The sequence below is a fragment of the Roseobacter sp. genome (genome assembly GCF_024639605.1).
In the GTDB taxonomy this organism is placed as follows: Bacteria; Pseudomonadota; Alphaproteobacteria; order Rhodobacterales; family Rhodobacteraceae; genus Roseobacter.
In genome coordinates this window covers 1-13,421 of record NZ_JAHEHZ010000095.1, presented here as the reverse complement: position 1 = coordinate 13,421, position 13,421 = coordinate 1, and the positions used below count along the sequence as shown (strand labels likewise).

The 13,421-nt window shown below is 60.0% G+C and carries 12 protein-coding genes; 8 read left to right on the top strand and 4 right to left on the bottom strand.

What is annotated here, in order from left to right; genetic code table 11:
- Positions 1 to 168: 168 nt before the first annotated feature.
- Positions 169 to 1,158, top strand: a complete 990-nt coding sequence (locus tag Q0M35_RS12660) for a branched-chain amino acid ABC transporter permease (RefSeq protein ID WP_295315829.1) — start codon at positions 169 to 171, stop codon at positions 1,156 to 1,158.
- Between the two features lie 6 nt (positions 1,159 to 1,164).
- On the opposite strand, the gene Q0M35_RS12655 is transcribed toward Q0M35_RS12660, so the two are convergent.
- Positions 1,165 to 1,500, bottom strand: coding sequence for an SHOCT domain-containing protein (locus Q0M35_RS12655; protein ID WP_295315827.1), 336 nt, complete (start codon positions 1,498 to 1,500; stop codon positions 1,165 to 1,167).
- Positions 1,501 to 1,699: 199 nt separating this feature from the next.
- Here Q0M35_RS12655 and Q0M35_RS12650 point away from each other — a divergent pair, with 199 nt between their 5' ends.
- The 6 genes from Q0M35_RS12650 (at position 1,700) to Q0M35_RS12625 (ending at position 8,925) form a co-directional block, all read left to right on the top strand.
- Positions 1,700 to 2,776 carry a branched-chain amino acid ABC transporter permease gene (locus Q0M35_RS12650; protein ID WP_295315825.1) on the top strand — a complete coding sequence of 359 codons (1,077 nt, stop codon included), beginning with the start codon at positions 1,700 to 1,702 and terminating at the stop codon, positions 2,774 to 2,776.
- Between the two features lie 90 nt (positions 2,777 to 2,866).
- Positions 2,867 to 4,150 carry an ABC transporter substrate-binding protein gene (locus Q0M35_RS12645; RefSeq protein ID WP_295315823.1) on the top strand — a complete coding sequence of 428 codons (1,284 nt, stop codon included), beginning with the start codon at positions 2,867 to 2,869 and terminating at the stop codon, positions 4,148 to 4,150.
- Positions 4,151 to 4,220: 70 nt separating this feature from the next.
- A complete protein-coding gene (locus Q0M35_RS12640) occupies positions 4,221 to 5,057 on the top strand; it encodes an ABC transporter ATP-binding protein (RefSeq protein WP_295315821.1) in 837 nt (278 codons plus the stop codon).
- 75 nt (positions 5,058 to 5,132) lie between these two features.
- On the top strand, positions 5,133 to 6,332 hold the full coding sequence (locus tag Q0M35_RS12635; RefSeq protein WP_295315819.1) for a phenylacetate--CoA ligase family protein: 1,200 nt from the start codon (positions 5,133 to 5,135) through the stop codon (positions 6,330 to 6,332).
- Positions 6,333 to 7,172 (top strand): alpha/beta hydrolase, encoded by an 840-nt coding sequence (locus Q0M35_RS12630; protein ID WP_295315817.1) that lies wholly within the window; start codon positions 6,333 to 6,335, stop codon positions 7,170 to 7,172. It begins immediately after the preceding gene.
- A gap of 67 nt (positions 7,173 to 7,239) precedes the next feature.
- Positions 7,240 to 8,925 carry an iron ABC transporter permease gene (locus tag Q0M35_RS12625; RefSeq protein WP_295315814.1) on the top strand — a complete coding sequence of 562 codons (1,686 nt, stop codon included), beginning with the start codon at positions 7,240 to 7,242 and terminating at the stop codon, positions 8,923 to 8,925.
- Between the two features lie 20 nt (positions 8,926 to 8,945).
- On the opposite strand, the gene yghX is transcribed toward Q0M35_RS12625, so the two are convergent.
- The 3 genes from yghX to yghU form a co-directional block, all read right to left on the bottom strand.
- Positions 8,946 to 9,842: a YghX family hydrolase gene (gene yghX, locus Q0M35_RS12620; RefSeq protein ID WP_295315812.1), complete on the bottom strand. Its 897-nt coding sequence runs from the start codon at positions 9,840 to 9,842 to the stop codon at positions 8,946 to 8,948.
- A 118-nt stretch (positions 9,843 to 9,960) separates the two neighbouring features.
- Positions 9,961 to 10,977: a Fe(3+) ABC transporter substrate-binding protein gene (locus tag Q0M35_RS12615; RefSeq protein ID WP_295315810.1), complete on the bottom strand. Its 1,017-nt coding sequence runs from the start codon at positions 10,975 to 10,977 to the stop codon at positions 9,961 to 9,963.
- 163 nt (positions 10,978 to 11,140) lie between these two features.
- Positions 11,141 to 12,007, bottom strand: a complete 867-nt coding sequence (yghU, locus tag Q0M35_RS12610) for a glutathione-dependent disulfide-bond oxidoreductase (protein ID WP_295315808.1) — start codon at positions 12,005 to 12,007, stop codon at positions 11,141 to 11,143.
- 164 nt (positions 12,008 to 12,171) lie between these two features.
- On the opposite strand from yghU, the gene Q0M35_RS12605 reads away from it, so the two are divergent.
- The gene (locus Q0M35_RS12605; RefSeq protein ID WP_295315806.1) at positions 12,172 to 12,888 is read left to right on the top strand and encodes a hypothetical protein; all 717 of its coding nucleotides are present in this window, start codon (positions 12,172 to 12,174) and stop codon (positions 12,886 to 12,888) included.
- Positions 12,889 to 13,421 lie beyond the last annotated feature (533 nt).

The window sequence follows — 13,421 nt, the reverse complement described above, 5'->3', positions numbered from 1 at the left end:
AGGACCTGGCTGTCGCGTCGGGCCTGGATGCGAAAATTCTGGTCGGAAAGGCGGCAGCGCCGCGCGCGCACCCGTCACTTGTGATTTGTCAGGTTGATGCGCAGGCCGCCGGCGACGCCGGTTGCGCCACCATTTTCCGGTTTGACCGGGCCGAAGAGGGAGGTTTTGATGCCTGAACAACTCGCCTTTACGATTGAGGTATTTCTCAACGGGCTGATGGCCGGTGTGCTCTATGCTCTGGTCGCCCTGGGATTTGTACTGATTTACAAAGCCTCTGGTATTTTCAACTATGCCCAGGGGGTTATGGCCCTTTTTGCGGCCCTGACGCTGGTCGGTGTGATGGAGGGGCAGGTGCCCTTTGCGCATCTGATCAATGCGATTTTCGGCACGGAAATTCACCATTTCGGATGGCACGTGCCCGCCTTTGCGGCGATTTTCGTGACGATGTGCATCATGGTGCTGTTCAGCTGGCTCGTGCAGCGGTTTATCTTTCGCTATCTCGTGGGACAGGAGCCGATTATCCTGTTCATGGCGACGATCGGGCTTGCCTATTTCCTCGAGGGTGTCGGCGATCTGATGTGGGGATCGGATATCAAAACGCTGGATGTCGGGCTGCCTCAGGGGATTAACACCTGGCTGGATGAGACGACATTCAATGCGCTCGGTTATGGCTTTTTTATAGACAATCTCGATATCGTGGCGAGCCTTGTGGCCGCATTGCTGGTCGCGGGGCTGGTGATTTTCGCGCAGTACACCAAGCAGGGGCGCGCCATGCGTGCCGTCGCTGATGATCATCAGGCGGCGCTGTCGGTGGGGGTGTCGCTGAACTTCATCTGGATCCTCGTGTGGTCGCTTGCCGGCTTTGTGGCGCTGGTCGCGGGCATCATGTGGGGCGCGAAATCGGGTGTGCAGTTCTCGCTTTCGCTGATTGCACTCAAAGCACTGCCGGTGCTGATGCTGGGCGGGTTCACGTCTATTCCCGGCGCGATTGTCGGCGGGCTGATTATTGGTGTGGGTGAGAAGCTTTTCGAGTTTCTGATCGGGGCGCCCTATCTCGGAGGGGCCACCGAGAACTGGTTTGCCTATATGCTGGCGCTTATTTTCCTGGTGTTCCGGCCCCAGGGGCTCTTCGGGGAGAAGATCATTGAACGCGTCTAGCCCGGTCTACTCCTCGCTGTCGCGCAGCAAGGTTACGCTCAGCGCGGCCAGAATGGTCACGCCAAGTGTCAGCGCCATGTTCAGATCGGGCAGCAGAACAAGGGTGAGCGCGATGCACAGGGTCATCACGCCAAGACCCACGACAAGGCTGAGTGCGAGCGCGGAGGAACTGCCGCTGCCGCGCGGAGCAACAGCGGGGCGCTTTGGCTCAGCAAACTCGGTTTCGGCCACTTCGACACTGTCGAGCAGGGCCGCGCGTTTTCTGAGGTATTCAGCATGCTCAAGCTCGCCTCGCGACAGCCGTGCGTCAAGGTCCCTGATCTCTTTGAGAATTGCCGTCATGCGTCCCACTCCTTCCCCACAGGGCGAAACTGCCCTGCGAAATGGGGCAAATTTGGGAATTTCGGAGAAAACAGCCGGAATGGTTAACCGTGAGACCCGCCGCGCGGGCGCGATGCCACGGCTGACAGGGCGCAGTGGCCATCATCCGACAAGACCGGGAGTGCATCTGCGCGCCCGCAAAGAACAGGAGTAAGACGGCATGCTCTATCGTGAAGCCGGCGATTTCAGTACCACCTACCCGCAGGACAGCCAGACGTTTCCGATCAGGTTTGACCGCTACCGGTATTATGTAGTCCTGTTTATCGCCATCGTCGTCGTGCCCTTTGTGATTAACGACTACTGGGTGAATTCGCTCTTTATGCCCTTTCTGATTTACGCAATTGCGGCAATCGGGCTGAATATTCTGACCGGGTACTGCGGTCAGGTGAGCCTCGGCACGGGCGGGTTCATGGCTGTGGGTGCCTATGCCTGCTACAAGCTGATGACCGGATTTCCGGAAGTCAGCATGTTCATCCATGTGTTGCTGTCCGGGCTGATCACCGCGGCGGTGGGCGTTCTCTTCGGACTGCCATCGTTGCGGATCAAAGGGTTTTATCTCGCTGTCGCTACGCTCGCCGCGCAGTTTTTCCTTGTGTGGATGTTCAACCGGGTATCGTGGTTTTACAATTATTCGGCGTCCGGCCAGATCAACGCGCCAGAGCGCGATACCTTCGGCATCCTGATTACCGGGCCCTCCACCGAGGCCTGGGCCACATATATGTTCTGCCTGATCTTCACGATCTTTTCAGCGGTGGTTGCGCGCAATCTGACGCGCGGGTCGCTGGGCCGGCAGTGGATGGCGATCCGCGATATGGATATCGCCGCAGAGATCATCGGAGTGAACCCGCTCAAGGCCAAACTCACCGCCTTTGCTGTCAGCTCCTTTTTTGTCGGTATCTCGGGCGCTCTCTTTTTTGCGGTCTATCTGGGGGCAGTCGAAGTAGGCGAGGTCTTTGGCATCACCAAGTCCTTCATCGTGCTCTTTATGATCATCATTGGCGGGCTGGGCTCGATCTTCGGCTCTTTTGCAGGGGCTGCTTTTATCGTTATGCTGCCTGTGGTGCTCAAGATTGTCGGCGTTGACTGGCTGGGCTGGCCCACGGATATCGTGGCGCACCTCAATCTGGTCATTGTCGGGCTGCTGATCGTGGTCTTTCTGATCGCAGAGCCGCACGGGCTGGCGCAGCTCTGGCGGGTCGCCAAGGAGAAATTAAGACTGTGGCCTTTCCCGCATTAGGGCGGGCCGCTGAGACAAAGGGCGGGCAAACCGTCCGGAACAGGCCGGGCAACCGGCGCTATCGGATATAATCCAAGGGAGGAACAACCGATGAAGATGAAACTTGCAACCTGGGCCACGGCGGCCCTGATGGCGGCAAGCCCCGTGATGGCGGATCTTGTGATGCCATCTCTGAGCTACCGCACCGGGCCTTATGCCGTGGGTGGGATCCCGCTGGCGGATGGCTATGCGGATTACTTCACGCTGCTTAACGAGCGTGACGGCGGTATCGGCGGCGTACCGGTCCGGGTTCTGGAGTGCGAAACGGCCTATAACACCGAAAAAGGTGTGGAGTGCTATGAAAGCACCAAAGCCGAAGGCTCGCTGGTGTATCAGCCGTTTTCCACTGGCATCACTTATCAGCTGATCCCCAAAGTGACGGCAGACGGTATTGCGCTGCACACGATGGGCTATGGTCGGACATCCGCGGCAAACGGCAAGGTTTTCTCAAACGTTTTCAATTACCCCACCAACTACTGGGACGCGGCATCTGTTGCGGTGAATTATCTTCTGGATGAAAACGGTGGTGATCTGAACGGTCACAAAATCGCGCTGGTTTATCACAACTCCGCCTACGGCAAGGAGCCCATCCGCACGCTGGAAGGTCTGTCAGAAAAGCATGGCTTTGAGCTGAGCCTTATTCCCGTCGATCATCCGGGCCAGGAACAGAAATCACAGTGGCTGCAGATCCGCCGCGACAAGCCGGACACGGTTCTGATGTGGGGCTGGGGCGTGATGAACCAGGTCGCCGTTCAGGAAGCCGCGAACATCCGCTTTCCGATGGAGAATTTCATCGGTGCATGGTGGTCCGGCGCCGAAGCTGACGTGATCCCTGCAGGTGCTGCGGCTGATGGCTACAAAGCACTGACGATGAACGGCGTTGGCCGCGATTACCCGATTTATGACGACATCCAGAAATATGTCGTTGATGCGGGCAAAGCGGCAGGAGCCGGCGATCAGATCGGTACGGTTCTCTATAACCGCACGATCTATGCGGCGTTCCTTGCGCATATGGCGATCCTGAAAGCTCAGGAAATCCACGGCGTGGCTGATATCACTCAGGCGATGATGATTGACGGCATGGAAAACCTCGAGATCACCGAAGAGATGATGGCCGAATACGGGATGCCGAACTTTGGTCCGGCCTTCTCGGTTTCCTGTGAAAACCACGGCGGCCCGGGTGTCGGTGCTGTAACACAGTGGGATGCTGCCGCAGGTGAGTGGAAGCAGATCACTGATTTCGCACCTTCCGACAAAGAGATCATCAACCCGCTGATCGAAGAAGACAGCATGGCTTTTGCGTCTGAAAACAACATCGAACTGCGCTGCAATTAAGCGCCTTCGCCCCGGCCGGATTTGTCCGGCCGGGGTCACTTTATGAGAATTACACGTCAGGGTACCGGTCATGTCGGAAGCTGCAGCCGTTGAGACCCCGGGCACGGAGAACGTGCTTGAGGTCAACAACATCGAAGTGATCTACAACCACGTGATCCTCGTGCTCAAAGGGGTCAGCCTCAATGTTCCTAAAGGCGGGATCACAGCACTTCTGGGGGGTAACGGCGCCGGCAAGACGACGACGCTCAAAGCGATTTCGGGCCTGCTGGCCTCCGAGCGCGGTGAGGTCACAAAGGGCTCAATCCGCTATCATGGCGACCCGATCCAGCATGCGGATCCTGCCGAGACCGTGAAACGCGGCGTGGTGCAGGTCATGGAAGGCCGGCACTGTTTTGAACACCTGACGGTCGAGGAAAACCTTCTGACCGGCGCCTATACCCGGCGCGACGGCAAGGCCTCGATCCAGAATGACCTTGAGATGGTCTATGGCTATTTCCCGCGTCTCAAAGAGCGCCGCAAATCACAGGCGGGATATACTTCGGGCGGTGAGCAGCAGATGACAGCCATCGGCCGGGCCCTGATGAGCCGGCCTGAAACGATCCTGCTGGACGAGCCCTCTATGGGTCTCGCGCCGCAACTCGTGGAACAGATCTTCGAGATCGTGAAATCGGTGAATGAGAACGAAGGTGTGACCTTCCTGCTTGCCGAGCAAAATACAAATGTGGCGCTGCGATTTGCGCATTATGGCTATATCCTGGAATCCGGGCGCGTGGTCATGGACGGGCCGGCGGCTGACCTGCGCGAGAATCAGGATGTGAAAGAGTTCTACCTCGGCATGTCGGATGAGGGCCGCAAGTCCTTCCGCGATGTGCGCAGCTATCGCCGCCGCAAACGCTGGCTTTCCTGATCCGCTGGCTCCGGCTCCGGAGCCGGTGCGCGGCGTCCTTCCCATGCAGACCCTCTGAACAGGTAGCGAACACCAATGGCATCTTTCTTCGACGATCTTGAGACCCGCAGCGATGACGCTCGCAGTGCCGATCACCTTGCCGCTCTGCAGGCCCGGGTGGCACAGGTTGCGGCCGCGCAGGGCAGTTGCCTGCCGGACCCCGGCGAGATCACCGATCTGAGCAACCTGACAAAGCTGCCGGTACTGCGCAAATCCGATCTCGCGGCCTGGCAAAAAGAGCGTCCGCCGTTTGGCGGTATCCCGGTCAGCAATGCAGCCCACGTCTTCCAGTCGCCCGGTCCGATCTATGAGCCCGGCGGCGTGAGCTTCGACTGGTGGCGCATGGGGCGCTTTCTGCACGCGGTGGGCATCGGCGAGGATGACACTGTTCAGAACTGCTTCGGCTATCACCTGACGCCTGCGGGAATGATCTTTGAAAGTGGCGCGCGGGCCGTGGGCGCCCGGGTTCTGCCCGCCGGCACCGGCCAGACCGAACTGCAGGTACAGGCCGCGTCAGATATCGGCACCACCGCCTATGCCGGCACGCCCGATTACCTCAAGGTTATTCTGGACCAGGCCGATGCGTCGGGCGTCGCTCTGAACATCAGCAAAGCAGCCGTGGGCGGCGGGGCTCTCTTTCCATCGCTGCGCCAGGAATATGCCGACCGGGGCATTCTCTGCCTGCAATGTTATGCAACAGCCGATCTGGGCAATATTGCCTACGAAAGTTCTGCGATGGAGGGAATGATCGTCGACGAAGGCGTGATCGTCGAGATTGTCACGCCGGGCACCGGCGATCCCGTCGCCCCGGGCGAGGTTGGCGAGGTCGTGGTCACCACGCTCAACCCCGATTATCCGCTGATCCGCTTTGCTACCGGTGATCTGAGTGCCGTGATGCCGGGCCAGAGCCCCTGCGGACGCACAAATATGCGTATAAAGGGCTGGATGGGCCGCGCCGACCAGACCACCAAGATCAAGGGCATGTTCGTGCGCCCTGAACAGGTAGCAGCCCTTGTGGCGCGACATCCGGAGATCGACCGCGCGCGGGTGATTGCCGGGCGCGCGGGCGAACAGGATACAATGATCGTTCAGATTGAAGCCACGGGCGGAAATGCGGAGGCTTTCGCCGAAAGCGTAGCATCCGTGCTGAAGCTGAAAGGTGAGGTTGTGGTTGTGGCACCCGGCACTTTGCCGCGCGACGGGTTGGTGATCGAAGACCAGCGCACCTACGACTGAATGACCGGGCCGGGCAATCTGATCTTCGATCCCGAAGAGGTTACCGCGGCAAATAAGATTGCGGTGCTGTTTCCGGGAGCGCTGGCTGAGGTCTCGATTTTCGATGCTGCGGACAAATGGCGCGAAGAAGGGTACGCGCTGGTGCGCTACCGCTTTCCCGGTCTTGACGGGCGCCCGCTGCATCCGCCACTGAACATTGCTGAGGCCGCAGAGGAGGTAGCCGCCTTTCTGCGGCGGTACCCGGGGAAAATGGTGCGACTTCTGGGCTATTCCACCGGGGGCGCGATTGCGCTGACTACGGCCGCGCTGGTGGGAGGTGATCTGCGCGTTGCGCTCATGTCCTGTGCTGTGGAGGCAGGCGGCGGCATTCAGACAGGCCTGCGCGGCGCGCTCGATATCGCCGTGGCCGCGACACGAGCCGGGTCGCTGAGCCGTCGCGCGATCTGGCTGGAATATTACAAAACGCTGCTGTTCGGACGGCACGGGCGCACCAGTCCGCAGGCGGTTGCGCTGATCAAAGAGCGCCTCGACCGTATCGTGATGCCTGACGGCAATCTGCCGCGCGCTCATACCGATGATTTGCGGCGCTGGCGCCTGCCCGATGCCCGCCGCCTGCCACCCGCACCTAAGGTGAGGCTCTTTGTCGGGCTGGAAGATCCGGTTTTTTCGCTTGATCAGAGCCGCGCGATGGCGGCCCGGCTCGGCGGTGCTGCGATTACCGGCTATGCCGGACAGGGCCATCTTCTCTTTCTGACAGAGCCCGGGGTATTCGACGACATCCTCGCGTTTTTCGAAGATCGGGACCCGCCCGCAGGCACAAAGGGCCTCAGCGCCGGCTGATCTTGTGCCCGGGGTGGGTGCAGGCCTTTGGGGTGGCAATTCTGACAAAAACAGTCAAAAACGGCGTATGGCTGATTCAGCACATTCCGCAGGACAAAAACCCCGCGCGCTAAGCAAAAGCGCGCGCGACGGTCTGCGCGTTTTTCCATGGCTTGCAACAGGCGTTGCCGTTGTCTGTGCGTTGCCGATGCTGGCTGTCGCTGTTGCGGCTCTTGGCGGCGGTACAGAGACGATAACGCATCTCGCCGGTACTGTGCTGGGACGTTACACCGTGACGACGCTGCTGCTCGTCGTGCTGGTCTCTGCGGGTACATTTGCAATGGGAGTGGGGGCAGCCTGGCTCGTGACCATGACCCGTTTTCCCGGCGTGCGGTTTTTCGAAATCGCCCTCGTGGTGCCGCTGGCCTTCCCTGCTTATGTGCTTGCCTATGCCTACACCCATGTTCTCGACCATCCGGGAATTGTGCAGAGCCTGCTGCGGGATCTGACCGGGTGGGGTGCGCGCGATTACTGGTTCCCCGAGATCCGCAGCACGGGCGGGGCGGCGGCGATGCTGGTGCTGGTGCTTTACCCGTATGTTTATCTGCTGGCGCGGGCTGCTTTTCTTCAACAAAGCGCCACGACCTTTCTGGCCGCACGCGCGCTTGGATCAAGCGCGCGGTCAGCGTTTTTCCGCATCAGCCTGCCACTGGCGCGCCCGGCCATCGCCGGGGGCGTTCTGCTTGCTGTGATGGAGACGATCGCGGATTTCGGCACGGTGGCGTATTTCGGGGTGCAGACCTTTGCCACCGGTATCTACACCAGCTGGTTTTCTCTGGCTGACAGGGCGGGGGCCGCGCAACTTGCGCTGTGCCTTCTGAGCTTTGCTTTGCTGCTGGCCATGCTGGAACGGTTGCAGCGGGGCAGTGCACAGTATCACGACCCCTCACGTCGCCAGCAGCCGATGGAGCCGATGCCGCTGCGGGGGCGCCAGGCGGCGCTTGCGTTTGTGCTCTGTGCGATCCCGGTGCTGCTCGGGGCCGTGCTGCCTGTCATCGTGCTGGTCAGCATGGGGCTCGGCTCCGAACAGGACCTTCTGAGCCCGCGCTACGTCGGGTTTATCCGTAATTCGCTGGTGCTGGCCTCTGTGGCGGCGGTACTGACCGTACTGGCCGCCATTTCGGTCGGGTTTTTCCAGCGGCTGCGCCCCGGCCGCGCCTCTAACACCGCGGCCTATGTCGCGCGGTTGGGATATGCCGTGCCGGGCGGCGTGATCGCCGTCGGATTGCTGGTGCCTTTCGCAGCTTTCGACAACGCCCTCGACGGATTCATGCGTGCGCAGTTTGACATGCCCACGGGTTTGCTGATCACCGGATCGATCTGGTTGCTGGTGGTCGCTTATCTCGTGCGCTTTCTGGCGGCGGCCCTCGGGGCCTATGAGGGTGGGCAGGCGATGGTGCCGGCCAATATGGATGCTGCTGCACGCTCTCTCGGGCAGACGCCGGCGGGCACGTTGCGCCGGGTGCATCTGCCGATCCTTGCGCCGAGCCTTCTCACGGCACTCCTCATCGTCTTCGTCGACGTGATGAAAGAGCTGCCCGCGACGCTGATCATGCGGCCTTTCAACTATGACACGCTTGCGGTGCAGGCCTATCGCCTGGCCAGCGACGAACGCCTTGAAGGGGCAGCGGTGCCGAGCCTGGTGATCGTGGCGATCGGCCTCCTGCCGGTGATCCTGATCTGTCGCCAGGTCGGACGGCAGCGCAGGCAATAGACCCGCGCCACCGCGTTTTCTCAGGTCAGATAGTCTTCGAAATGTGCGAGGGTGCGGTCCCAGGCAAGGGCCGCCGCGGCCTCATCGTAGCGCGGTGTGGTATCGTTGTGAAACCCGTGCTGAACATCGGGATAAAAATGCACGGTAAATTCCTTCTGGTTGGTGGCGAGCGCTTCTGAATAGGCAGGCCAGCCTGCATTGATCCGCTCGTCGAGGCCGGCGTAGTGGATCATCAGCGGCGCTTCGATACCCGCGACATCCTCCGCAGCCGGCTGGCGGCCATAGAAGGGAACTGAGGCCGCAAGATCAGGGTAGGCCACGGCCAGCGCGTTGCAGACCCCGCCACCGTAGCAGAAGCCCACAGCGCCAACCTTGCCCGTGCTGTCCTCGTGATCGCGCAGGAACTCAAAGGCGGCAAAGAAATCAGCCATGAGCTTTGCGCCGTCCAGTGAGCGTTGCATCTCGCGGCCTTCTTCATCGGTGCCGGGATAGCCGCCAAGGGGCGACAGCCCGTCCGGCCCGAGTGCCAGATATCCTGCCTTGGCCGTGCGCCGCACCACGTCCTCGATATACGGGTTCAGGCCACGATTTTCGTGCACCACAAGAACCGCCGGCAGGGGCCCGGTCGCCCCCGCGGGTTTTGCCATCAGGCCTTTGATCGTGCCGTGACCTTCCGGGCTTTGGTATTCAATCACTGCTGTTTCGATGTCCGGATCATCCGGATCGACCTGTTGGGCAAGGGCATAGTTGGGTTGCAGCTGTTCCAGGATCATTGCGCCGGTCACCCCGGCGGCCGCATATTTGCCGGCGCGGTTGAGAAATTCACGTTTGGACATCGTGCCATGCACATAGCCGTCAAATATTTCCAGAATACGCGGATCAAAGTCACGGGCGGTTTTGCGGGGGCCATTGGTCATCTCGGTTTCTCCTGTAGATGTACTGACCATAAAATAGCCCGTACCGACGGTGAGTCGATACGGGCTTCTTTTGTGTGGCTGAAGGCAGCCGGTGCCTTAAAGCGAAACTTAGCCGGGTTTACTCCCAGCCGACTTCGTTAAAGATCTTCTGAGCCAGCGGAACGTTTGCGGCCACATCAGACAGGCTGATGGCATCGGTCTGAAAGAACCCGAGGGCCGCAACCGAAGGTGACAGAGCCACACCGGGCACAGCCGGGTACTCATCATTGCCCGCAGAGAAATACTGCTGCGCCTGATCAGAGGCGAGGTATTCGAGGAATTTCACAGCATTGTCGCGGTTGGGCGCATGGGCGGCCAGTCCGCCACCCGAGATGTTCATATGCGCGCCATTGCTGCCCTGATCCGGGAACACCCAGCCGATACCGTCAATGTCGGCGCTGACGCCGGAGACATCCGTGCGGATCGAACGGGCGAAGTAGTATGTATTTGAGACGGAAATATCGCATTCGCCCGAGACCAGCCCGCGCAACTGGTCAGTGTCGCCCCCCTGTGGGCTGCGGGCCATATTGGCGACGATGCCGCGCGCCCATTCGGTTGCGGCTTCTTCGCCGGCATGGGTGATGATTGAGGCAAGCAGGGTCTGGTTATACTCGTTCGAGGATGAACGGATGCAGAGCAGGCCTTCATAAGCCGGATCGGCCAGATCGGCATAATCATGCGGCGGGTTTGTTACGTCTTCTTTGTCGTAAAAAATAATGCGTGCGCGCTGAGAAAAGCCAAACCACTGGTTGTCCTCGTCCTGCAGGTAAGCGGGGATGCGGTTTTCCAGAAAATCACTGTCTACGCTTTGCAAAAGCCCCATGTTTTTCGCGCGTGCCAACCGCGATGTATCAACGGTCAGCAACAGGTCGGCAGGACTGTTAATGCCCTCGGCCTGCATCCGGGTCAGCAGCTCGTCGGCTTTGCCTTCGATCCGGTTGATTTTGATACCTGTGGCATCCGTGAAATCTGAATACAGGCGTTCGTCGGTGTCATAATGACGCGATGAGTAAAGATTCAGCTCACCTTCGGCGAGCGCTGGCAGGGTTGTTGCTGAAAGGGCGAGCGTAGCAACACTCAGTCTGAAGCGTTTCATATCAGTGTCCGTCCGGGTTAATGTCTCATGGCTCGGGAATTCCCGACTAAAATGATCAGAAACATATCCGCAACAGAGTCGCAAGTAATTCCCGACAAAAAAACTATGAAAAAGGGTGTGCGCCCCGGACGCGGGATGTGTTCAGGCCCGGGGCGGGTCTCACTCAGCTTTCGGGAGCGATTTTATCCTGGGTTTTTGTATCGAAATCACTGGCGTCGTGACGTTCATGCAGCTGCAGTTCCGGCGCACCGAAGGTGCGGTTGACCATCCGGCCCCGTTGCACGGCGGGGCGTGCATCAATCGCTTTCGCCCATCGCATCACATTCTCATAGCTGGTTACATCAAGGAATTCTGCGGCCTCATAGAGCCGCCCCAGCACCAGTTGTCCGTACCAGGACCAGATCGCAATATCGGCAATTGTGTACTGTGCGCCGGCGATAAATTCATGTGTCGCCAGCTGGCGGTCCAGCACATCAAGCTGGCGTTTGGTTTCCATCGCGAAGCGGTTGATCGGATACTCGAACCGCTCGGGTGCATAGGCGTAAAAGTGTCCGAAACCACCCCCCAGGTATGGTGCGGAGCCCATCTGCCAGAAGAGCCAGGACAGCATTTCTGCCCGTCCGGCAGGATCAGACGGGATGAACCGGCCAAAGCGTTCTGCAAGGTGCAGCAGAATGGCACCGGATTCAAATATGCGTTGCGGCGGGTCAAAACTGTGATCCGACAGGGCCGGGATTTTGGAGTTCGGATTGATCGCGACGAATCCGCTGCCAAACTGATCGCCCTCTCCGATGCGGATGAGCCAGGCATCGTATTCCGCATCACTGATCCCGAGCGCCAGCAGTTCCTCAAGAAGCACAGTGACCTTTACCCCGTTCGGGGTGGCCAGCGAGTAAAGCTGCAACGGGTGCTTGCCGACGGGCAGTTCTTTGTCATGCGTCGGGCCCGCAACCGGGCGGTTGATGCTGGCGAATTTTCCGCCGCTTTCCTGATCCCATGTCCAGACTTTGGGTGGGGTGTATTCGGCCATGATGATCTCTCTTCAATGAATGACTGTGCAAAGCTAATGGTCGGGGCCGGTGAAACAAGCCCCCTGACGGCGGCGTGCCGACCGTTTGCACCGGAAGTTGATTTGCCCGGCGCCTGCCATGCACCTATCATCCCGGGCGGATACAGCGACCCGAAAGGCCGTGAATGATCACAGTTCCCGACATCAAAAAGCCCACGCAGATGATCCTGCGTGCCGTTACCTGTGCTCTGTTCTGCGCCTTTGCGACGATGGCACAACCAGATGACGGGGTGGAACGTCCTGCCGGCCTGATGTGGAACCGGACCGGGCTGCCGGCTGTCTTCCCCTTGCAGGTGCAGTCTGCTCCCGGGGCGGATTATTACATGACCCTCAGCGATGCGCAGACCGGCGAGGCCGCATTAGCGGCTTTTATCCGGGGCGGAGGGTTCTTCCGGGTGCTGGTGCCTCCGGGGACTTTTGACATCGCCTTTGCCACCGGTCAGAAGTGGCAGGGTGAAAACCTGCTCTTTGGTCTGGCCCCGCAAACGTGGCGATTTATGCTCGAAAATCCGCTGACATTCGAGATCAGAGACCATAGCACCCGCGCGGGGCACATTGTCGACATCACGGGCATTGCGGAGGGCAGGACCGCGCAGGTCACAGTCACTCCAAAGACGGAGTGCCGCACTCGGACCGTCGGAGCAGGCGACCTTTTGCGGCGCCCTGCGTCAGAGGTCTTTGTGTCGCCGCGCGAGGGCCGTTTCTTGTGGGACGAACGGCGCCGGGCGGCGCAGGCGGGCCGGCCCTTTACGTGGCGTGCGCCGGACGATGACAGGCGCGCGGGCGCTGAGTTTGACGTATTTGTAGCACCCGTAGCCGCCACCAGGGCCTATCCATGCTGATGCTGCAATCCGCGTCCGACTGCGCTGCGTGTGGCCTTTGCGCGATCGTCTCACCTTGCTCCTTGTGATGCCGGAAGGCCTCTCTGTGGCGCAGCCGGAAGACCAGCCCCCGGGGCGCATTGAGCGCAAGCCCTGATCTTTCATTCCCGGTCTCAGCTTTCTCAACGATTGTCCTGCCGGCTCACGGGGCAGAGTGCGCGCCGAAGGAGACGGACTCATTTTTATGATGGGACGCCCGTACGCTCCTTTAGGGCCATTGTGCAGGCTCATTCCCTGTTCCGAACCGGTCAGCATCACCATTGTGCCCTGTAAACTGCCTCGCTTCCCCCGGATTTAACTCCGTGCGGTTTCATCACCACGACTCAGACCGGGTAAAGCCCAACGTTTTCGAAGGTCCCGGTGCGCAGACAGGCTCCCTCAATCCCGAAGCTCTCAGGAACATCGATCTGCGGATTGCGGCGCTTTAGGCAGAGGGGGTCCGGATCTGGCCTGATCTGACGCGCAGCCCGCCGTGGCAGGACGATATGCTGAGC

What these genes read in the sequence shown, in the direction of transcription:
- Q0M35_RS12660 (WP_295315829.1), top strand. Translation starts at nt 169, where the DNA reads ATGCCTGAACAACTCGCCTTTACGATTGAGGTATTTCTCAACGGGCTG.
- Q0M35_RS12655 (WP_295315827.1), bottom strand. Translation starts at nt 1,500, where the DNA reads ATGACGGCAATTCTCAAAGAGATCAGGGACCTTGACGCACGGCTGTCG.
- Q0M35_RS12650 (WP_295315825.1), top strand. Translation starts at nt 1,700, where the DNA reads ATGCTCTATCGTGAAGCCGGCGATTTCAGTACCACCTACCCGCAGGAC.
- Q0M35_RS12645 (WP_295315823.1), top strand. Translation starts at nt 2,867, where the DNA reads ATGAAGATGAAACTTGCAACCTGGGCCACGGCGGCCCTGATGGCGGCA.
- Q0M35_RS12640 (WP_295315821.1), top strand. Translation starts at nt 4,221, where the DNA reads ATGTCGGAAGCTGCAGCCGTTGAGACCCCGGGCACGGAGAACGTGCTT.
- Q0M35_RS12635 (WP_295315819.1), top strand. Translation starts at nt 5,133, where the DNA reads ATGGCATCTTTCTTCGACGATCTTGAGACCCGCAGCGATGACGCTCGC.
- Q0M35_RS12630 (WP_295315817.1), top strand. Translation starts at nt 6,333, where the DNA reads ATGACCGGGCCGGGCAATCTGATCTTCGATCCCGAAGAGGTTACCGCG.
- Q0M35_RS12625 (WP_295315814.1), top strand. Translation starts at nt 7,240, where the DNA reads ATGGCTGATTCAGCACATTCCGCAGGACAAAAACCCCGCGCGCTAAGC.
- yghX (WP_295315812.1), bottom strand. Translation starts at nt 9,842, where the DNA reads ATGACCAATGGCCCCCGCAAAACCGCCCGTGACTTTGATCCGCGTATT.
- Q0M35_RS12615 (WP_295315810.1), bottom strand. Translation starts at nt 10,977, where the DNA reads ATGAAACGCTTCAGACTGAGTGTTGCTACGCTCGCCCTTTCAGCAACA.
- yghU (WP_295315808.1), bottom strand. Translation starts at nt 12,007, where the DNA reads ATGGCCGAATACACCCCACCCAAAGTCTGGACATGGGATCAGGAAAGC.
- Q0M35_RS12605 (WP_295315806.1), top strand. Translation starts at nt 12,172, where the DNA reads ATGATCACAGTTCCCGACATCAAAAAGCCCACGCAGATGATCCTGCGT.